Annotated in this window: 21 protein-coding genes; 10 read left to right on the forward strand and 11 right to left on the reverse strand. The window is 70.0% G+C overall.

Annotated elements, in window-relative coordinates; translation table 11 throughout:
• Positions 1–9: 9 nt before the first annotated feature.
• Positions 10–1050, forward strand: coding sequence for a class I SAM-dependent methyltransferase (locus AB0G10_RS06690; RefSeq protein ID WP_360917522.1), 1041 nt, complete (start codon positions 10–12; stop codon positions 1048–1050).
• A 159-nt stretch (positions 1051–1209) separates the two neighbouring features.
• On the opposite strand, the gene AB0G10_RS06695 is transcribed toward AB0G10_RS06690, so the two are convergent.
• From AB0G10_RS06695 to AB0G10_RS06725, 7 genes are read right to left on the reverse strand one after another with little or no spacing between them, the layout of a single operon-like run.
• On the reverse strand, positions 1210–3279 hold the full coding sequence (locus tag AB0G10_RS06695; RefSeq protein ID WP_360917525.1) for a PQQ-dependent sugar dehydrogenase: 2070 nt from the start codon (positions 3277–3279) through the stop codon (positions 1210–1212).
• Positions 3280–3282: 3 nt separating this feature from the next.
• A complete protein-coding gene (locus tag AB0G10_RS06700) occupies positions 3283–4227 on the reverse strand; it encodes a LamG-like jellyroll fold domain-containing protein (RefSeq protein WP_360917528.1) in 945 nt (314 codons plus the stop codon).
• A gap of 10 nt (positions 4228–4237) precedes the next feature.
• Positions 4238–4987 (reverse strand): ABC transporter ATP-binding protein, encoded by a 750-nt coding sequence (locus AB0G10_RS06705; protein ID WP_360917530.1) that lies wholly within the window; start codon positions 4985–4987, stop codon positions 4238–4240.
• Positions 4977–5711: an ABC transporter ATP-binding protein gene (locus AB0G10_RS06710; protein ID WP_360917533.1), complete on the reverse strand. Its 735-nt coding sequence runs from the start codon at positions 5709–5711 to the stop codon at positions 4977–4979. The genes AB0G10_RS06705 and AB0G10_RS06710 overlap by 11 nt, the downstream gene beginning before the upstream one ends.
• Positions 5708–6745, reverse strand: coding sequence for a branched-chain amino acid ABC transporter permease (locus tag AB0G10_RS06715; RefSeq protein WP_360917536.1), 1038 nt, complete (start codon positions 6743–6745; stop codon positions 5708–5710). The genes AB0G10_RS06710 and AB0G10_RS06715 overlap by 4 nt, the downstream gene beginning before the upstream one ends.
• Positions 6729–7616 (reverse strand): branched-chain amino acid ABC transporter permease, encoded by an 888-nt coding sequence (locus tag AB0G10_RS06720; protein ID WP_360917539.1) that lies wholly within the window; start codon positions 7614–7616, stop codon positions 6729–6731. Before AB0G10_RS06720 ends, AB0G10_RS06715 begins: the two co-directional genes overlap by 17 nt.
• A 7-nt stretch (positions 7617–7623) precedes the next feature.
• Entirely contained in the window at positions 7624–8796 is a 1173-nt protein-coding gene (locus AB0G10_RS06725) for an amino acid ABC transporter substrate-binding protein (RefSeq protein WP_360917542.1), read from the reverse strand.
• 154 nt (positions 8797–8950) lie between these two features.
• Between AB0G10_RS06725 and AB0G10_RS06730 the strand changes: the two genes are divergently transcribed.
• The gene (locus tag AB0G10_RS06730; RefSeq protein WP_360917545.1) at positions 8951–10006 is read left to right on the forward strand and encodes a LacI family DNA-binding transcriptional regulator; all 1056 of its coding nucleotides are present in this window, start codon (positions 8951–8953) and stop codon (positions 10004–10006) included.
• A gap of 451 nt (positions 10007–10457) precedes the next feature.
• On the opposite strand, the gene AB0G10_RS06735 is transcribed toward AB0G10_RS06730, so the two are convergent.
• From AB0G10_RS06735 to AB0G10_RS06745, 3 genes are read right to left on the reverse strand one after another with little or no spacing between them, the layout of a single operon-like run.
• Positions 10458–12095 carry a RecQ family ATP-dependent DNA helicase gene (locus AB0G10_RS06735; protein ID WP_360917548.1) on the reverse strand — a complete coding sequence of 546 codons (1638 nt, stop codon included), beginning with the start codon at positions 12093–12095 and terminating at the stop codon, positions 10458–10460.
• Entirely contained in the window at positions 12092–13042 is a 951-nt protein-coding gene (locus tag AB0G10_RS06740) for a TIGR03557 family F420-dependent LLM class oxidoreductase (protein ID WP_360917551.1), read from the reverse strand. Before AB0G10_RS06740 ends, AB0G10_RS06735 begins: the two co-directional genes overlap by 4 nt.
• A gap of 16 nt (positions 13043–13058) precedes the next feature.
• The gene (locus AB0G10_RS06745) at positions 13059–13187 is read right to left on the reverse strand and encodes a hypothetical protein (protein ID WP_360844976.1); all 129 of its coding nucleotides are present in this window, start codon (positions 13185–13187) and stop codon (positions 13059–13061) included.
• Between the two features lie 138 nt (positions 13188–13325).
• On the opposite strand from AB0G10_RS06745, the gene AB0G10_RS06750 reads away from it, so the two are divergent.
• Positions 13326–14912 carry a glycoside hydrolase family 3 N-terminal domain-containing protein gene (locus tag AB0G10_RS06750; RefSeq protein ID WP_360917554.1) on the forward strand — a complete coding sequence of 529 codons (1587 nt, stop codon included), beginning with the start codon at positions 13326–13328 and terminating at the stop codon, positions 14910–14912.
• Here AB0G10_RS06750 and AB0G10_RS06755 read toward each other — a convergent pair whose 3' ends face one another.
• Positions 14913–15200, reverse strand: a complete 288-nt coding sequence (locus tag AB0G10_RS06755) for a GNAT family N-acetyltransferase (RefSeq protein ID WP_360917557.1) — start codon at positions 15198–15200, stop codon at positions 14913–14915.
• A gap of 53 nt (positions 15201–15253) precedes the next feature.
• On the opposite strand from AB0G10_RS06755, the gene AB0G10_RS06760 reads away from it, so the two are divergent.
• From AB0G10_RS06760 to AB0G10_RS06790, 7 genes are all read left to right on the forward strand, one after another.
• A complete protein-coding gene (locus AB0G10_RS06760; protein WP_360917560.1) occupies positions 15254–15574 on the forward strand; it encodes a hypothetical protein in 321 nt (106 codons plus the stop codon).
• Between the two features lie 61 nt (positions 15575–15635).
• Positions 15636–16457, forward strand: coding sequence for a DUF1206 domain-containing protein (locus AB0G10_RS06765; protein ID WP_360917563.1), 822 nt, complete (start codon positions 15636–15638; stop codon positions 16455–16457).
• 122 nt (positions 16458–16579) lie between these two features.
• On the forward strand, positions 16580–17761 hold the full coding sequence (locus tag AB0G10_RS06770; protein WP_360917566.1) for a mechanosensitive ion channel domain-containing protein: 1182 nt from the start codon (positions 16580–16582) through the stop codon (positions 17759–17761).
• A 108-nt stretch (positions 17762–17869) separates the two neighbouring features.
• Positions 17870–18304, forward strand: a complete 435-nt coding sequence (locus AB0G10_RS06775; protein WP_360917569.1) for a phage holin family protein — start codon at positions 17870–17872, stop codon at positions 18302–18304.
• A complete protein-coding gene (locus AB0G10_RS06780; protein ID WP_360917573.1) occupies positions 18301–18696 on the forward strand; it encodes a DUF3618 domain-containing protein in 396 nt (131 codons plus the stop codon). The genes AB0G10_RS06775 and AB0G10_RS06780 overlap by 4 nt, the downstream gene beginning before the upstream one ends.
• Entirely contained in the window at positions 18696–18968 is a 273-nt protein-coding gene (locus AB0G10_RS06785) for a DUF4235 domain-containing protein (RefSeq protein ID WP_360917576.1), read from the forward strand. Before AB0G10_RS06780 ends, AB0G10_RS06785 begins: the two co-directional genes overlap by 1 nt.
• A 344-nt stretch (positions 18969–19312) precedes the next feature.
• Entirely contained in the window at positions 19313–19516 is a 204-nt protein-coding gene (locus tag AB0G10_RS06790; RefSeq protein ID WP_011905669.1) for a cold-shock protein, read from the forward strand.
• The last annotated feature ends 88 nt before the right edge of the window (positions 19517–19604 follow it).

The raw sequence follows: 19604 nt of genomic DNA on the forward strand, positions 1-19604 counted from the left end.
AACGGATTCATGACAGTTGACGAGCAGAAACTCATGGAATTCGTGCACCGATTCGTCGGCGATCTCGGCGCCACGATGGCGGCCGGCGGGATCGTCGTCGGCGACCGGCTCGGCCTCTACAAGGCCCTCTCGACGGCGCCGGCCCTGCCTCAAGAGCTCGCCGAGCGGACCGGGACGGCGCCCCGCTACGTCGAGGAGTGGCTGCGCGGGCAGGCCGCCGGCGGGTACGTCGAGTACGACCCCTCGACCGGCCACTACTCGATGACCCCGGAGCAGACGTTCGCGCTCACCGACCCGGACGGCCCGATCTTCGCGCCCGGCGCGTTCCAGCTGGCCCTCGGCGCGCTGCGGGCCTCGCAACGCGTCACCACGGCCTTCAAGACCGGTGAGGGCATCGGCTGGCACGAGCACGACGAGGACGTGTTCAGCGGCTGCGAACGCTTCTTCCGGCCGGCGTACAGCGCCAACCTGGTCACCGCGTGGATCCCGGCGCTCGACGGCGCCGAGGAGAAACTGCGGTCCGGCGCCCGGGTCGCCGACGTGGGCTGCGGTCACGGGGCGTCGACCGAGCTGATGGCACGGGCGTACCCGAACTCGTCCTTCACCGGCTCGGATCTGCACGCCGGGTCGATCGAGCACGCCCGCAAGCGCTCCCTCGCCGCCGTCAGCTTCGAGGTGGCCGGCGCGCAGACCTTCGGCGGGGGACCGTACGACCTGGTCACCACGTTCGACGCGCTGCACGACATGGGCGACCCGCTGGGTGCGGCCCGGCACGTCCTCGGCGAGCTGAAATCGGACGGCAGCTGGCTGATCGTCGAGCCGGCGGCCGGCGCCACGGTCGCCGACAACCTGAACCCGGTGGGGCGGGCCTACTACGCGTTCTCCGCCTTCCTGTGCGTGCCGAGCGCGCTCTCCCAGGAGGGCGGCTACTCGCTCGGCGCCCAGGCCGGCGAGGAACCCATCCGCCGTCTCGTCACCGACGCCGGTTTCACCCGCTTCCGGCGGGTGGGGGAGACGCCTTTCAACATCGCGTACGAGGCGAAGCCGTAACTCGAGCCACGTGGTCGGCCGGCCGTCGGGGGAGTGGCCGGCCGCTCCCCGTCCTCTCCCCCTCCCTCCGCCGATCCCGTGAGGCTGTGCGGCACCGTTGCTGCGGAGCTTCACAAGATCGGCATGAGGGGCGGGCGGGGACGGGGAGGGGCGGGCGATCTACGACGCGGGGGTGCCGGTCGCGGTGAAGTGGCGGGCTCGGCCGATGTTGTCGAAGGAGCCGAAGCCGACGCGGCCGGAGGCGAAGGTCTTGTCGACCGCCGTCATGATCGGGTCGCGGTCGCCGTCGACGTAGACGGCGATCTCGCCGGTGGCCGGCAGGTGCTTGACCTTGACGTCGTGCCAGGCGGTGTCCGTGATCGCCGGGTTGGCGCCGCGGGACCGGCCGTTCCACTGGTAGTCGATCCGCTCGCGATCGGCGTCGTTGACCTTGAAGATGCCGTTGTGCGGGTAGATCGTGTTATCGCTGGAGAGGTGCGCGTAGTAGAACTGCGTCGGTGACCGGTAGCCGAACACGATGATCACGTCGCGGTTCGAGACGTCGACCGGGGTGTCCAGCCTGACCTCGGCCTTCACCTCCACGCTGGAGAACGCCGGGCCCTTGGTCAGCACCGCGTACTCGAACGGCCGCCGCGGCGCGCCCGGGTCGGTCCCGGCCTCGGCCAGGATGATCTCCTTGCCGGTGAACTGCCACTTCGCCGGCGTGACGGGCGCCCAGTGGGACGCGATCGCCTTGCCGTCCACCCGGTGGTGTCCCACCGAGCCGGCCGCGAAGGTCTTCGTACCGGTCACCTTCCACACCTTGCCGTTCGCCTTGGCCAGGATGTAGAGCTCGCCCCGGTTGTCGGTGCCGAACCGCAGGTCGACCCGCTCCGGGTTGCCGGGCGCGCCGGGGGAGGAGAGCTGCTGCATGCGGACCGACTCGCCGGCGGCGTTGAAGAGGTGCAGGCGGTGGATCGTGGCGGGCGGGCCGCCGCGCTTCATCTCGCTGGTCTCGGTGTAGAAGACGGTGCCCGCGACCAGGTCGCCGAAGACGTACTTGCCGCGCAGCGCCGGGATCCGGGTGCCGCGATAGACGAATCCGCCGGCCACCGCGACGCCGACGTCGTCGGTGCAGTTCCAGCCGGGCGCCGGGTTGTGGTCGTAGACGGCGACCGGGTAGTCGTAGCCGTTCTCGGCGTCGTTCTCGGGAAGCGGGTAGAGCCGGTCGCAGACGTTGGTGGCGGCCCGGTCGAAGACCAGGTAGCCCTCGCGCTCGCTCCAGCCCGCGTTGTCGCCCCTGCGGACCTCGTAGATCGCCTCGGTCGACTTCTCGCCGATGTGGCCGAGGTACATCCGGCCGGTCTGCCGGTCCCAGCTGAACCGGTGCGGGTCGCGGAAACCGTAGGCCCAGATCTCGCCGAGCGCGCCGGCCTGGCCGACGAACGGGTTGTCGGCCGGGATGCCGTACTTGCCGTTCGCCGAGTTGTTCCCGGCCGGGTCGATCCGGATCAGCTTGCCGTGCGGGATCGCGAGGTTCTGCGGGTCGGTGGTGCGCACGCCGATGCCGCCGTCACCGACGGCCAGGTAGAGCTTGCCGTACTCGGCCGAACCACGACGCGCGGTCGGGTTGAAGTTGATCTCCTGGATGCCGTGGATCTGGCCGGCGAAGCCGATCCGGAGGATCTCCCGCCGGGTGCCGGCGAACGTGTCGGCGGCCGGGTCGGTCGCCTTCCACTCGTTGATCACACCGTGGAAGAGCGTGGTCCCCGACTGCTGGAAGTCCGGCACCGCCGTGGTGAGCGTGGCCTGCTCGGTGTGGATCGTGTAGAAGAGGCCGTTGGACTTGAAGTCCGGGTGGAAGGTCACGTACCCGAAGCCCTGGCCGAGACCGCGGCCGGAGAAGAACTGCGGCGCGAAGGTGGCGGCCACGTCCAGGTAGACGTGCGGCACCCCGTCCTTGACCAGGTAGAGGTTGCCGTTCAGGTCGGGCACGGCGCGCCGGCCCGAGCCGTCCGGCAGTTCCATGATCGTGTTGATCCGGGCGTGCCGCATGAGGCGCGGGTCGGTCGGCGCCGGCGTCGGGTTGGACTGCGGGAACTGGGCGTATTCCTCGAGAACGAGACCGAGGCGGGAGGCGACCGGTTCGACCGGAACCGGGTCGTCGATCGGCTCGGCGGCGGCCATGGCCTGGCTCGGTATGAACAATGTGGACAGAATGAGCAGGATGGGAAGGATGTAGCGGCGCATGAGTTACCCCCGGCTTCTCATGTAGCGGTACTGGTTCGCGACGTCCCGGGCCGACAGCGAGCGGTCCAGGAACATGAGCGCGTCCATCCGGCAGTCACACGGGTTGCGCTCGACGGTGTTCTGCGGGAAGCTCCCGCCGATCTTGATGCCGCGCGGGTCGGTGGCCGTGGTGACGAACGGCCCCCCGGGACCGCCGACCTGCCACGGGTCGCCGGTCACGGTGTAGAAGCCCTCGACCGGTACGCCGTTGCGGTACAGCGCCATGGTCCCGGCGTTGAAGTCGAAGGTCGCGGCGATGTGCACCCACTGGTCCTTGGGCAGCAGGGTCTTCCAGTCGGCGCTCGCCGCGAACGTCTGCGAGGCGCCGCCGTCCAGCCGCCGGCCGAGGGCGACGAGACGCAGGGTGCCCTGGACGTCGATCAGTTCGAGCAGGGCGCGGACCGCGTGCCCGTCGGAGTCGCCGGTCAGCACGCCGGCCAGGCCGATCGCGTTGAACCGGTCGTCCGGGGCCGGCGTGACGGTGTTCGGGGCCGGCCCGTCCATCGAGCGCTTGAACCAGCCCATCACCGTGGTGCCGCCCACAGCGTTGAAGGCGCGCAGCGTACGCACCCCGGTCGGCGAGTAGACGCCGGCCTTCCAGTCGTCGTTGCCGGCGGCGTCCGGCGTGACCTGCTTGGTCTGGAGCGCCCGGCGGCTGCCCGGATACGCGGAGTCGGGCACCCGCTGTGCGGCGCCGCCGTTGATCAGTTCGATCTCCGTGCCGGACCGGCCCAGGTCCCGTTCGAGGGCCGGGTCGTCGGGCATCGGATGGTCGAAGTCGTAGAAGGCGATCAGATCGGAGCGGAGGGAGGGATGGACGTCACGCGGGCCTGGATCCCCCGCGTTGACCGGTGTTCCGAGTGTCGCTACCAGCGCGGCGGCGACGGCGACTCCTAGGGCTCGTCTCATGGACGACCTTTCAGATCTTCGGACGGACTTCCGGCTCGGCGGGACGGCCGCCGAGGTAGAGCTCCCCGAGCTGTGGATCGGCCAGTAGTTCCGCGGCAGGCCCGGAGATGTGCACGCGCCCGAGGTCGAGCACGCACCCGAGGTCGGCGGTCTCCAGCGCGCGGCGGGCGTTCTGCTCGACGAGCAGCACCGCCGTGCCGGCGTCGCGCATCCGCACGACCTGTTCGAACACCGTGCCGGTCGCCTTCGGGTCGAGACCCATCGACGGCTCGTCCAGCAGGACGACCTTCGGGTCGACCATGAGCGACCGGGCGAACTCCACCTGTTTCTGCTGCCCGCCGGAGAGCAGACCGGCGAGCGATCCCCAGCGGTCGGCGACCACCGGGAAGACCTCTTTCACGAACGCCACGCGCTCGGCGATGCGTCCCTTGTCCTTGATCGAGTACGCGCCGAGCAGCACGTTCTCCTCGACGGTCATCTCGCGGAAGACGCTGTGCCCCTGCAGGACCAGCGACACCCCGGCGGCAAGCATGGCCTGCGGCCCGCGGCCGGTGACCTCCTCGCCGCCCACGAGCACTTTTCCTTCGCGCGGCTTGAGCAGGCCGCCGGCCACCTTCAGCACTGTCGACTTGCCGGCGCCGTTCGGGCCGACCAGGCAGACGATCTTCCCGGCCGGCACCTCGACGCTGAAGCCGCGGAGCACCGGCGCCGCACGGCCGTAGCCGGCGACGATGTCGACGAGGGAGAGTTCAGACGCCAAGGTATGCCCCCAGGACTTTCTCGTCGGTGCGGATGACCGAGGGCGGTCCCTCAGCGATCGGCCGGCCCCTGTCGAAGACCACGATGTGGTCGCTGATGCTCATGACCAGGTCCATGTTGTGTTCGACGATCACGAAGGTGCGGCCCTCCGCGTTCAGCTCGCGGACCAGCACGCCGATCCGGTCGAGCAGCGCCGGGTTGACCCCGCCGGCCGGCTCGTCGAGCAGCACCGTCGCGGGCTCGGCCATCAGCACGCCGGCCAGTTCGAGGAGCTTCTGCTGGCCCCAGGACATGTCCCGGGCCTCGTTGCCGGCCAGGTGCTCGATGCCGAGCCGGGTCAGCCAGCTCATGGCCCGCTCGATCTCGGTGCGGCGCCGTGCGCCGCGCAGGCCACCGAGAAGACCACCCGGGGGTACGGCGGCCAGCACGTTCTCCAGGGCCGTCATCCGCGGGAAGGTCCGGCAGAGCTGGAACGTGCGGCCCAGTCCGTGCCGGGCGATCCGGTGCGGCGCCTTCCCGGTGATGTCCTTGCCGTCGTACGTCACCGAGCCGCTGTCCGGTTTGATCATCCCGGTCACGCAGTTGAAGAAGGTGGTCTTGCCCGAGCCGTTCGGCCCGATCAGCGCGTTCACCTTGCCGTGCTGGAACGTCACCGAGGCGCCGTCGATGGCGGTCACGCCGCCGAACGCCTTGCGCAGGTCGGTCGTGGACAGTGAGGTGCTCATCGCGCCGCCCCGTTCGCTTCGGTGAGCCGCTGTTCGCGCAACTCGGCCGCGGTGACCTCGCGGATCGACGACCGCTGCGTGCGATCGAAGCGTTTCAGCAGGTCGCCGATGGCCGGCAGGATGCCGTCCGGCATGAAGAGCACCACGAGCGCGAGCAGCAGGCCGGTCGCGACCAGGTGCAGCGGGGTGTCGCCGTACTCGACCTTGAAGTATTCCAGCGCGACGCCCACGATGATCGCGCCGGTCACCGGCCCGAACAGCTGCCGCACCCCGCCGAGCAGCGCCATCAGCACCAGGTAGGAGCCGGTGAGGATGGAGAACTGGAAGACCGGGTCGAGGTCGCCGAACCAGAGCGCGTACATCCCACCGGCCAGGGCGGTGAACCCCGCGGAAACGACGAAGACGATCAATTTGTACGAGAAGGTGGCCGTCCCCAGCGCCTCCGCTTTGTCCTCGTCCTCGCGGATCGACTTGAGGCCGAGCCCGAACCGGGAGCGGTCGATCAGCCACCAGGCCAGCAGCGCCACCGCGAGCAGCGCCGCGAACAGGTAGTAGAAGACCCGATGGTGCTCGGGACGACTCAGGTCGAAGGGCCGGGGTACGACCAGGCCGCGCGACCCGCCGGTGACCGAGGCCCAGCTCTGGAAGACCAGCAGCAGGATCAGCACCAGCGAGATCGAAACGATCACGAAGCTTGCCCCTCGTACCCTCAAGGCGGCGAAGCCGATCGGAACCGCGAGCAATGCAACCAGCCCGGCCCCCACGAAGAGGGCGAGGAAGGGCGGAAGCCCGCCCTTCGCCACCAGCAGACCGGTGCCGTACGCGCCCAGGCCGGCCAGCGCGCCGTGCCCGAGCGAGATGTACCCGGTGAAGCCGCCCACGAAGTTCCACGAGGTGGAGAGCACCGCGTAGTTGAGCACCAGCACGCCGGCCGAGAGGATGTACGGGTTCGGCGCGAGGCTCGGGAAGGCGAGGATCGCCACCGCGAGCAGGACGACCGCCGAGATCTTGAGAACTCTAGAAGCGTTGAGCAAGGCGGCCTCCGAAGAATCCCTGTGGCCGGATCGCCAGGGTGGCGAAGAGCGCGACGTAGAAGACCGTCTGCGCCCAGGTGGTGCCGAGCGGGATCTGCAGCAGGCTCTGCGCCATCCCGAGCACCAGCGCCGCCATGGCCGCGCCCGGCACGCTGCCCAGCCCGCCGACCACGATGATCGCCATGAGCGGGCCGATCCAGTGCCAGTGCAACGAGGGGTAGATGGTGGTGTCCAGCGACAGCGCGGTGCCGCCGATCGCCGCGGTGGCCAGCCCGATGCCGAAGCCGAAGCCGGCCACCCTGTCGGTGTCGATGCCCAGCAGCCGGGCGGCGTCCCGGTGCTGGATGGTCGCGCGCAGCGCCCAGCCGAAGCGGGTCTTCTTCATCAGCAGGTAGAGCGCGCTGAGCGCGACCACGGCGAGGACGAACGCGATCAGCTTGACCACCGCGATCCGCGCGCCGAACACCTCGATGCTGGCCGAGCCGTACCCGAGGTTGATGCGCCGCTGCGTGCCGGTGAACGCGTAGCCGAGCAGCCCCTCGATGAGCAGCGCGATGGCGAACGTCAGCAGCACCGACATCATGGTCAGGGTGGCCGGCCGTAACCGGGTCAGCAGGAGCCGCTGCAGTCCGACGCCGGCGCCGAAGAAGAGCGGAACCGTGACGATCATCGAGAGCAGCGGGTCGATGCCGGCCTGTTCGTGCAGGTACCAGGCCAGGTAGGCGGCGAGGATGAGGAACGCCGAGTGGGCGATCATCACCACCCGCATGATGCCGAAGTAGAGGGTCAGCCCCGAGGCGAGCAGGGCGTAGAGACCGCCCAGCAGCAGACCCAGGAGAACGCTCTGGAACAGCAGCGCACCGGATGGCATCAGCGCATCACCACGCCGGCTTCGGGTAGAGGAACTCGGCCTCCTTGACGTCCTCCGGCAACACGATCTTGATGTCGCCGCCGACCCACTGCTGGATCATGTGCGCGCCCTTCGGCTTGCCGGTCTCGTCCCAGGACAGCGGCCCGACCACGGTGTCCACCGTGTTGGCCCGCACCCAGTCCACGAGCTTCTGCTGGCACTCGCCCTGCTCGGCGCAGCCCACCGCGGTCACCGCGGCGGCCACCACCTCGCCGGTCGTGTAGCCGTTGGCCTGGTCCTCCTCGGGGGCCTTGCCGAACTGCGCCGTGTACTTCTCGACGAACTCCTTGTTCGACGGGTACTGCGCGTCCTGGCTGTAGCCGGTCGGGGAGAGCACGCCCTCGGTCTTGTTGCCGATCGCCGAGGCGAACTCCGGGTTCGTCGGCGCGGTCGAGAACGCCGCCAGCTTCGGCTGGTAGCCGAGCTGCTGAAGGGCCACGATCAGGTTCACGCCGTCCTGGTACTGCGAGCCGCCGACCAGCACGTCCGCCTTGGAGTCGGCGATCTTGGCAGCGATGCCGCTGAAGTCGGTGGTGTTCGGCGGGTACACCTCGTTCACCACGGTCTTGACGCCGCCGGCCTCCAGCTTCTCCTTGAGGCCGTACGCCGTGCCCTGCGCGAACGGGTCGTCCATGGCCGCGTAGGCGGCGGTCTTCGGGCGCTGGTCGGCGGGCATCGCCAGGATCTTCTCGGCGAGGTGGTTGTAGTGGTCGTTCGCCACCGCCGGGGCCGCGTAGAAGAGGTTCTTGAACCCCTGCTCGAAGACCTCCTTCGCGGCGCCGGCCGGCTCGACGAAGAGCATGTCGTACTCCTCGGCGACGCGGGCCGAGGGCACCACGAGACGGGTCGAGAACGGGCCGAAGACGAGGTCGACCTCGTCCTTGCCGATCAGTTGCTCGTAGTCGGCGACGACCCGGTCCGCATTGGACTGGTCGTCGAGGATCTTCAGTTCCACCGGGCGCCCGAGCAGGCCGCCCTTGTCGTTGACGATCTTTGCCCAGGCTTCGTAGCCCTGCTGGACACCCTTGCCGGGCTCGGAGAAGTCGCCGGTGAGGGGCAGTGACACACCGATCACGATCGGGTCGTCACCGCCGCCGGTCTCCTCGCCGCCCGAGGAGCAGGCGCCGAGTGTCAAAATCATGGTCGCAGCCAGGGCATATGCGGAGAGTCGTGCGCGGGAAGAAGTGGTCGGCATCCTCGGACGTCCCTTCGGGCCGAGTACGAAAGCGCTTCCGTAAGCGCTTGCGTACTCTATGCTGTGACATCAATCACGGGCAATAGCTTGGGAGTTAACGATGCCGAAACCGGGCCCCGGGCTGCGCCTCATCGACGTCGCCCAACGGGCGGGAGTCTCGCTGGCCACGGCCTCGCGGGCACTCGCCGGACGCGAGGGCGTCAGCGAGGAGGTCGCCAATCGTGTCCGCCGGGTGTCGGCCGAGCTCGGGTACGTCGCGAACCCGTACGCGCGGACCCTGGCCGGCGGATCCAGCTCCACCGTGGGCCTGATCGTGCACCAGGTCGACGACCCGTACTTCTCCGAGATCGCCGGGGGCGTCATCCAGCTCGCCGGCGAGCAGGGCCTGCTCGTGCAGATCTGCCACTCCGGCCGGGACCCCGAACACGAACTGCGGCAGATCCGGAACCTGATCGCCCAGCGGGTCGGGATCATCATCGTGGCCGGCTCCGGGTACGGCGACCCGCGGATGGAGGCCGAAGCCCGCACGGTGCTGGCCGGATACCAGCACGCCGGCGGCCGGGTCGCGGTGATCGGCCGGCACGCGCTCGGCGCCGACGCGGTACTGCCCGACAACGAGGCCGGCGGCCGGGCGCTCGGCACTCATCTGCTCGACCTCGGCCATCGTAGGATCGCCCTGGTCAGCGGCACCCCCGAGCTGAACACCGTGATCGACCGGATGGCCGGGGTGGCGGCGGCGCTGCGGTCCGCCGGCCTCTCCCTCGACGACATGCCGGTCGTGCACACCGACTTCGTCCGCGAGGGCGGCCGGATCGCCACCGAGAAGATCCTCGCCGAGCACCCGGACGTCACGGCGATCATCGCGCTCAACGACGCCATGGCGATGGGCGTGCTCGCCGTGCTGCGCGAGCGGGGCATCCCGGTGCCGGAGCGGATGTCGGTGGTCGGCTTCGACGACGTCTCGGTCGCCGGCGACCTCGCGCCCAGCCTCACCACTATCCGCCTGCCGATGACCGACATGGGCCGGATGGCCCTCGAACTGGCCCTGAAGCCGACGGCCAGCCGCCCGCGCAGGAGGGCGACCGGCCAGCAACTGATCATCCGGGACTCGACGGGCCCGGCGCCGGCTTCGCGCAGCACGGCGCATGGATCGTGACCCGCATCCTCGTGCCGCAGGCGGAGGTCTCGACTGTCGAGCGTGTAGCCGTCCGCGGTTCTGGCCCGGATGATCTGCCGCGCAGGTTCGTCCAGTGCTCCCGGACGGCGTCGTAGGTCGCGACCCGGCTGTCGTCCCCGTTCACCTCCCGATCTTGTTGATCTGGCCCGACCCGTCCCTGCGGCATTTCACAAGATCGCGGCGGGCAGGCGGGCAGGCGACGGCGGACTCCCGCTTACCGCGATCTTGATGAATGGCGCAGTGCCGTTGCTGTGCAGATCAACAAGATCGCGGCAGGCAGGCAGGCAGGCAGGCAGGCAGGCAGGCAGGCAGGCAGGGGCGGCGGGCCTCCGTTTGCCGCGATCTTGATGAATGGCGCAGCACCGTTGCTGTGCAGATGAACAAGATCGCGGCGGGCGTGGGCGGCGGGGACATCATCGATGAGTTGCTCTCAGGCGGCTTCCAGCAGTTTCTGCTCGACCACTACCGGGACCGAGAGGGTCTTGTAGCCGACCGTGTCGAAGAGGACGGTCATCCGCTCCTCCTCGTAGTTCATGACCATGCCGGTGCCCCACTCGCCGTGGCGGACCTGGCTGTGCACCGGGAAGGGGCCCTCCTCCTCCGCGGCGTCGACTTCGGCGGCGCTGCCGTCGGCGCAGTTGTCGCAGTGGCCGCAGGGGCGCTTCAGGTCCTCGCCGAAGTAGGCGAGCAGCGTCTCGGTGCGGCACTGCCGGGATTGTGCGAAGGCGCGCATCATGTCAGTTCGCGAGCGGAGGATCGCCTGCTGGCGTTCGTACGCCGCAATCGCGGCCTCGGCCGCGACGGCCGGAAGGGGCGCACGCGGCGGGACCGACAGCTTGTTGCCCGCCTTCGTGTGCACCGCTCCCACCTGCTCCAGCAGTCCCAGCAACTGCCCGATCTTGCGGGGTCCCAGGCCGGTCGCCTTCTGCAGGGCGGTCTTCGTCTGCGGTCCCTTGTGGAGTTCGGCGGCGAGCGCCGTCAGCTCCTCGAGATCCGGTGAGCCGCCGCTGAAGAAGCGCTGCAGGGCCTCGTCCTCGGCCCGCCAGAGCAGCACGGCACGGCCCGGCTCGCCGTCCCGGCCGGCCCGCCCGATCTCCTGGAAGTAGCTGTCCGGCGAGTCCGGCAGGGCCACGTGCGCCACCCAGCGGATGTTCGGCTTGTCGATGCCCATGCCGAACGCCGACGTCGCGACCATGATGTCGATCTTGTCGGCGGTGAAGTCCTGGTGCCGCTGCTCGCGGAGGCCCGCGGCCATGCCGCCGTGGTAGAACTCGGCGCCGTAGCCGGCCTCGGTGAGCCGTTCGGCGAGTTCCTCGGCGCTGCGCCGGGTCGGCACGTAGATGATCCCCGGGCGCTGCTCGGCGTCCAGCATCGCGGTCAGCCGGCGCCAGCGGTACGCCTCGTCCGGGCAGTACGCCACCTCGAGGAACAGGTTGCGGCGGTCCAGGCCGGACACGTGGATCTCGGGGTCCTTCAGCCGCAGGCGCTCGATGATGTCCTCGCGGACCGGCGGCGACGCGGTCGCGGTGAGCGCCAGGATCGGCGGCCGGCCGATCTGCTTGATCATGTCACCGAGGGCGAGGTAGTCCGGCCGGAAGTCGTGGCCCCAGGCCGAGATGCAGTGCGCCTCGTCGACCGCGACCAGGCCGGGCTTGAGCGCGCGCACCTCGGCGAGCCGTTCCGGGTCGCTGAGCTGCTCCGGCGTGATGAACAGGAACTCGGCCCGGCCGGTCCGGATCTCCTCGATCGCCTCGCGCTGCTGGGCCGGCGTCTCGGCGGAGCTGACCCGGACCGCGCGGGTCTTCGGGTCGTCGCGCTCGTTGAGCGCGGCGATCTGGTCCTGCTGCAGCGCGAGCAGCGGGGAGATCACCACGGTCGGGCCGGGCAGCAGCACGGCCGGGATCTGGTAGATCGCCGACTTGCCGGCGCCGGTCGGCAGGACGACCAGCGCGTCCTTGCGGCGCAGCACCGCGCGCATCGGCTTGAACTGCCCCGGCCGCAGCGACGGCCATCCGAAGTGGTTGCGGGCGACCTTGCGCAGCCGGGGCCCGTAGATCGGGAGCTTCATCCGAGCTTCGGCAGGATCTGCGAGGCGTACATGTCGAAGAGGCCCTGGTAGTGCGGGCCGGTGTTGCCGACGTAGATCTCGTCGAAGCCGGCGTCGGCGTACTTGCGGATCATCTCGAGGTGGGCCTCGGGGTCGTTGCCGCAGACGAACGCGTCGTCCATCATCTCCGCGGTGACCAGCTGCGACGCCTGCTCGAAGTGCTTCGGCGAGGGCAGCACCTGGGAGAGCTCGCCGGGCACGCCGGCGTTGGGCCACTTCTCGTAGGCGAGCAGCCGGCCCTCGTCGGTGCTCCCGGCGAAGGCGGCCTTGAACGCGCCCTGGGCCGGCTTGCTGCCGCCCCCGGTCTCCCGGAACCTGCTGACCAGGTCGCCGTCCGGCATGACGCTCACGTAGCCGTCGCCGATCCGGCCGGCCACCTCGGTCGCCTTCGGCCCGAAACCGGAGATGTGGATCTCGACGGGCTTGTCCGGGAGCGTGTAGATCCGGGCGTTCTCGACGGTGTAGTGCTTGCCGTGGTGCGAATAGGTGCCGCCCTGCCAGAGGCCCCGCATGATCTCGACGGCCTCCTCCAGCATCTCGAGGCGGACCTCCTCCTCGGGCCAGGCGTCGCCGAAGATGTGCTCGTTGAGGGCTTCGCCGGTGCCGATCCCGAGCCGGAAGCGACCGCCGGTCAGCACCGCGCTGGTGGCGGCGGCCTGGGCGATCACGGCCGGGTGGATGCGTACGGTCGGGCAGGTCACCGCCGTAGTGATCTCCAGATTCGTGGCCTGGCTGAGCGCCCCGATCATGGACCAGACGAAGGGGCTCTGACCCTGGGCGTCGACCCACGGGTGGTAGTGGTCGGAGATCCACAGGCTCTGGAAACCGGCGCGCTCCGCGCCCTTGGCCTGCTCGATCAGCTGGGCGGGCGAGTACTCCTCGCTCGACAGGAAGTATCCGATGCGCATGCGCCGCCCGTTACCCCTATTTGCCCCCGAACATGCGGCGGATGGCCCAGAGCAGGAACAGGACGGCGAGAGCGACGCCCAGAAGACGGACCGCATGGATCTCGGACCAGTCGACGCCGGTCGCCGCGAGGGGGGTGTACGGCACCCCGTGAGTTTACCGGGACGGTGCCACAGCTAATAGAAAGGTTTGTTGACTAATCTGGGATCGAGTGTGAGCATGGGTCCCCGGACAGGGAGAACGTTCACATAGACGTTCGTGAATGCATCGGAGGTACGGGGGCGCATGTCCATTCACGGCGAATTGCCGGAACTCGCCGCTGCTGTCCTGCAGCCGGGATTTGTCGGCACGTCCGCTCCGGACTGGGTCCGCCGCTGGCTCGGCAACGGGCTGGGCGGTGTCGCCCTCTTCGCCCGCAACGTCGAGTCGCCGGCCCAGGTGGCCGCGCTCACCGCGCAGCTGCGCGCCGAGCAGCCCGACGTGATCGTGGCGATCGACGAGGAGGCCGGTGACGTCACCCGGTTCGAGTCGCGGCTCGGCAGCTCCCGCCCGGGCAACCTGGCCCTCGGCGCGATCGACGACGCGGACCTGACCGAGGCGGTCGCCCGGGACCTGGGCCGCGACCTGGCCGACGCCGGCATCACCCTCGACTACGCGCCGGACGCGGACGTCAACAACAACCCGGCCAACCCGGTCATCGGCGTCCGCGCGTTCGGCGCCGAGCCGCAGCTCGCCGCCCGGCACGCCGCCGCCTTCATCCGCGGCCTCCAGGAGTCCGGGGTGGCCGCCTGCGCCAAGCACTTCCCGGGGCACGGCGACACCAGCGTCGACTCGCACCACGACGTGCCGCTGATCGCCCGGAGCCGGGCCGAGCTCGACGAGGTCGAGCTGGTGCCGTTCCGCGCGGCGATCGCGGCCGGGGCGAAGTCGGTGATGACCGGCCACCTGCTGGTCCCCGCGTACGACGACGAGCTGCCGGCCACGCTGAGCCGGCGTATCCTCACCGGCCTGCTCCGCGAGGAGCTGGGCTTCGACGGCCTGATCGTCACCGACGGCATCGAGATGCAGGGCGTGCGCCGCCGCTACGGCCTGACCGGGGCCGCGGTCCGCGCGCTCGCGGCCGGCGTCGACGCCATCTGCGTCGGCGGCGACCACGCCGACGAGCAGACCGCGATCGAGCTGCGCGACGCGATCGTGGCGGCGGTCCGCAGCGGCGAACTGCCCGAGGAGCGGCTGCGCGACGCGGTGGCCCGGGTCCGCGCCCTGGCCGCCTGGACCACCGGCAGGCAGACCGAGACCGGCGCCCGCGCCATCGCCGACGCCGCGGCCCAGCCCGGGGTGGCCGCGCTCGCGGCGCCCGCGAACCGCGGCTCGGCGGTCGGCTTCGCGGCGGCCCGCCGGGCCATCAAGGTGACCGTCGCGGACGGTGGCCCGTCGCTGCCCGTGGCGAGCGCGCCGCACGTCGTGGAGTTCGCCCCGCCGCGGAACATCGCGATCGGCAGCGAGACGCCGTGGGGCCTGGGCACGCCGCTCGCCGACCTGCTGCCCGGCACCACGTCGCACCGGGTGACCGCGGACGACCTGGCCGGCCTCGCCGACCGGGCCGGCGCGGTGCTGGCCGGGGCCGGCGACCGCCCGCTCGTGCTGGTGGTCCGCGACGTGCACCGGCACCCGTGGATCGCCGAGACCCTCACCGCGGTCCTGGCCGTCCGCCCGGACGCGATCGTGGTGGAGATGGGCATCCCGGTCGCGGTGGCCGGCGGCGTGCACATCGCCACCCACGGCGCCACCCGGGCGCTGGGCCGGGCCGCCGCCGAGCTCATCGCCGGCGTCGACGTCACCGAGCCCGCTCCGGAGCCGGTGGCCGCCTGATCAGCCCTTCGAGACCAGATCCGCGTATTCGGGGTGCTCGCCGATGTACTTGGCGAAGAACGGGCAGGACGGCACGACCCGGCCACCCCGCTCGCGGATCTGGTCGAGGGTCTGCCGGGCCAGCTCGCTGGCGAGGCCGCGGCCCTGCATCTCGGGGGCGGTCTCGGTGTGCAGGATGATCAGCACGTCGCCGCGGGTGTGGTAGGCGGCCAGGGCGCCCACCTCGCCGTCGACCAGCAGCTCGAATCGTCGGGCGGCGGGATTGTCGCGTACCTCGTAGTCGCTCACCCGGCCAGCTTAGGGTTGCACGGTCCCCGTACCGTGAAAGGGTGTTGATCTTTATGCCTCGCCGCCGTCTCGCCGCCGCCGCCGCGTCCGCCGCCCTCGGTCTGAGCCTTCTGACCGGGTGCAGCAGCGACAACGTCGACTGCAGCCTCGACGAGTGCACCGTGACCATCGCGCGGGAGACCAACGCCAGCGCCAGCGTCCTCGGTGTGGAGGCGAAGTTCATCAGCGCCGACCAGAACACCGTGACCCTGGAGGTCGCCGGCGAGCAGATCTCGCTGACCAAGGGCCAGCAGGCCGTCGAGGTCGGTGGCCTGCAGGTCTCGCTCGACAGCGTGACCAGCGACGAGGTGCAGGTCCAGATCGCGCGCCAGTAGCACGATCGCGCCATTCGCACGGCGGGTTTGACGGAAGTCGCTCCCCGGGAAATCAGGGGGCATGTCCTCCACGACCTCGAACGTCAAATACCACGCATCGCGTGCCGCTGAGAGCAAGCCCCTGGAGTACCTCGCCCGGGGAGGCTTCATCGGGTACGGAATCATCCACCTGCTCTTCGCCTGGATCGCGCTGCAGGTGGCCTTCGGTGGCTCCGGACAGGAAAGTGACCAGTCCGGAGCCCTCCAGGAGCTGGCCGGTCACTCCTACGGCAAGACGCTGCTCATCGTGATCGCCGTCGGCCTGGTGGCGATGGCGATCTGGCAGGCCTTCGAGGCGGCCATCGGCGAGAGCGGCGAGCAGAACCGCACCGCCATGTTCGAGCGGGTGCTCTCCGGGGTGCGCGCGGTGCTCTACGGCTATCTCGCCTGGATGGCCGTGAAGGTGATCCAGGGCGCGAACGCCTCGATGGGCGACAACTACGAGAGCAAGACGTCCGGTCTGATGAGCTCGTCGGGCGGCCGCTGGCTGGTCGGCCTGATCGGTCTCGTGGTGCTCGGCATCGGCGTCGGGATGGCCTACTACGGCCTCAAGCGCAAGTTCGTGAAGCACCTGAACACCGGCCAGATGGGCCAGTCCCGTGAGTCGATCATCAAGCTGGGCATGGCGGGCTACACCTCCAAGGGCGTCGCGTACGGCATCGCCGGCCTGCTCGTGGTGATCGCGGCGGTCAACTACGACCCGGAGAAGGCGCGCGGCCTCGACGCCGCCCTGAAGACCCTCGCCGGTTACTCGTGGGGCGTCTGGCTGCTCGCGCTGATCGCGGCCGGCATCGCGGCGTTCGGTGTCTACTGCATCGCGCAGGCGAAGTACCGCAAGATCTAGAAGCAACGGCCTGGGCGGCAGATGTGAGCAATGTCTGACATCTGCCGTCTTCAGTGTGCGGACAGCCTCCCGGGGCAAACTAGGGCGCTGGCACAGAACCCTACGTGGGAGGGAAAAGGTCAGTGTCCAGCGTTCTGACCGCCGTCATCGCCGTGGTCATCGCGGCGACGGTGACGATCGTGATCGACGAGATCGTGCACAAAGTGGTCCGCCGGGTGGGCCGGCGCAACGCGCTCGCCGCGGATCTCGCCCTGAAGGTCCGGCGCCCGTTCCTGGTGACGACGGTGCTGGTGGCGATCCAGCAGGCGATCCGGGTCTTCGCCGGCGACTTCCCGTTCCGGGCCGGCGTCATGCACGCCCTGGTCCTGCTCTGCATCGCCTCCTCGGCCTGGCTGGTCGCCAAGATCCTGCTGGTCTGTGAGGACGTCGCGCTCGCGAAGTGGCGCACCGACGTCCCGGACAACCGGAGGCGCCGCCGGATCAAGACCCAGGTCGTGATGCTCCGCCGGGTCACGGTCGCGGCGATGGTGGTGATCTGCTTCGGCATCATGCTCATGACGTTCCCGGGCATCCGGGCCCTCGGTGCCAGCCTGCTCGCCTCGGCCGGCCTGGTCAGCGTCGTCGCGGCGCTCGCCGCCCAGAGCACCCTCGGCAACGTCTTCGCCGGCATCCAGCTCGCGTTCAGCGACGCGATCCGGGTCGACGACGTCGTCGTGGTCGAGCAGGAGTGGGGCCGGATCGAGGAGATCACCCTGACCGTGGTCGTCGTGCAGATCTGGGACGACCGGCGGCTCATCCTGCCGACGTCCTACTTCACCACCAAGCCGTTCCAGAACTGGACGCGCACCGGCTCGGCGGTCCTCGGCACGGCCGAGCTCGACGTGGACTGGTCGACGCCGATCGAGCCGCTGCGCGCCGAGCTCCAGCGGGTCTGCGAGGGGTCGGACCTCTGGGACCAGCGGGTCTGCGTGCTCCAGGTGACCCAGGCGACCGAGGGCATGATCCGGCTGCGCGCGCTGGTCAGCGCGAACGACGCCGGCGCGCTCTGGGACCTGCGCTGCATCGTGCGCGAGCGGCTGGTCGCGTTCATCTGGGAGCACCAGCGCGACGCGCTGCCCCGGGTGCGCGCCGAGATGCGCCAGGGCGAGGTGCCCACGCCGGCCCGCCGCGGCACGGCCCGCGTCTACGGCCCCGCCATGGACCACACCTCGGAGCAGGCGCGGGTCTTCAGCGGCGGCGACGACGGCGACACGAGGGGCATCGTCTTCGGCGGACCGGACCCCGCGGTGGTGTCGCGTAGCTGACCGGACTTCTTGCCGGTTACCGCGAGGATTGAGGCGGTCGTGATCAGGGCATACCCCGATCACACGGAAAGGGGGGACACGATGGCCGATGTCTTGAACGGTACGCCGATGCCCGCTCAGTCCTTGCCGCAGGCTTCCCGGCCGCTCACCGAGCAGTCCACCTCCGAGCTGGTTCAGCGCGCGAGTGAGCAGCTCAGCAAGCTGGTCCGGGACGAGCTGACGCTGGCGAAGGCGGAGCTCGCGGAGAAGGGCAAGCATGCCGGGATCGGCGCGGGGCTGTTCGGGGGCGCGGGCGTGCTCGCCGGCTACGGCGTGGGCGCGCTCATCGCGACGCTGGTCATCGTGCTCGACCTGTGGCTTCCGCTCTGGGCCGCTGCGCTGATCATGACCGTGGTGCTGTTCGCGGTCGCCGGCGTGCTGGCCCTGTTCGGGAAGAAGCAGGTGAGCCGCGCGGTCCCGCCCGAGCCCCAGGCCGCGATCCAGGGGCTCAAGGCCGATGTCGACGAGGTGAAGCAGGCGGTCAAGGAGCGTAGCCGGGCATGAGTGAGAACAACGGTTCCGCGGCGAAGCCGGATCTGGCGGTGCTGCGCGAGGAGATAAAACAGACCCGTGCCGATCTCGGCGAGACGGTGCAGGCCCTGGCGGCCCGCGCGGACGTCAAGGCACGGGCCAAGGAGCAGGTGGAGCAGACCCGGCAGCGGGTGCTGACGCAGGCCCACGAGCTGACCGGGCGGGTCCGGGACGCGGCGGTCTCCGCGACCGGGCGCGCCAAGGAGGCGACGGCGCACGCCAAGGAAGCGACGGCGCACGCCAAGGAGTCCGCCGTGGAGCCGGCCGCCGAGCGGGTCCGCGCCAACCCGGCGCCGGCGCTGCTGGTGGCCGCCGGGGTGGCGGCGCTGGTCGGCATCATTCTGATCGTGCGAGGGAGGCGCTGATGGCGGGAAAGCTGGAGAAGGTCGCGTTGAAGCCGGTCAACATCGCGCTGGGCTTCGCCGCCGGTGCGATCGCCGGCGCGCTCTTCAAGCAGGCGTGGAAGGTGGTCGCCGGGGACGACGACGCGCCGGACGCCGGTGACGAGGACCGCGGCTGGGGCGAGATCCTCGCGGCCGCCGCGATCCAGGGCGCGATCTTCGCGGTCGTGAAGGCGGCCGTCCACCGCGGCGGCGCCATCGGCACCCGCAGGCTGACGGGTCACTGGCCCGACTGAGAGTTGTTACTAGATCAACTTCTGTATCGACAGGAGTCTTGTCGGTCCCCCGCTTCGCCACGGCGAAGTGGGGGACCTTTTCCATATCGGCCACCCATTATTGGATTCCTTCGAGGGGCAGCTTTACGGCCCCTTTTTCGGGTACAGTGTGGCCAGTTTTTGTGTACGTGGTTCGCTGCTTCCACTCGACCACGGGACACCGCCTCAGCCGGGCGGGGTCGCGAGGTCAGCGGAGGGGACGTCCTCTGAAAAGGCACGCCTCGCGGCGCCGCTGCTCGAAAACGGTCATCGGCCCCGCACTACTGCGGTTGGGCGGGCCGGCATTTTCAGAAGGAGAGTTCAGCATGGCGCAAGGAACCGTGAAGTGGTTCAACGCAGACAAGGGCTTCGGCTTCATCACCGTCGACGGCGGGGGTGCTGACGTGTTCGTCCACTTCTCGGCCATCCAGACGAGCGGCTACCGCACTCTGGAGGAGAACCAGCGGGTCGAGTTCGAGATCGCCCAGGGCCAGAAGGGCCCGCAGGCGGAGCAGGTTCGCCCGCTCTGAGACCAATCAGGCCGGTCGCGAGACCGGCACGCCGACCGCCTGGCGGAGGTCGGCCTGAGCGAGTGGCCCCGCACCCTTGTCCGAGGAT

It is taken from the genome of Actinoplanes sp. NPDC023714 (genome assembly GCF_040639855.1).
GTDB lineage: Bacteria > Actinomycetota > Actinomycetes > Mycobacteriales > Micromonosporaceae > Actinoplanes.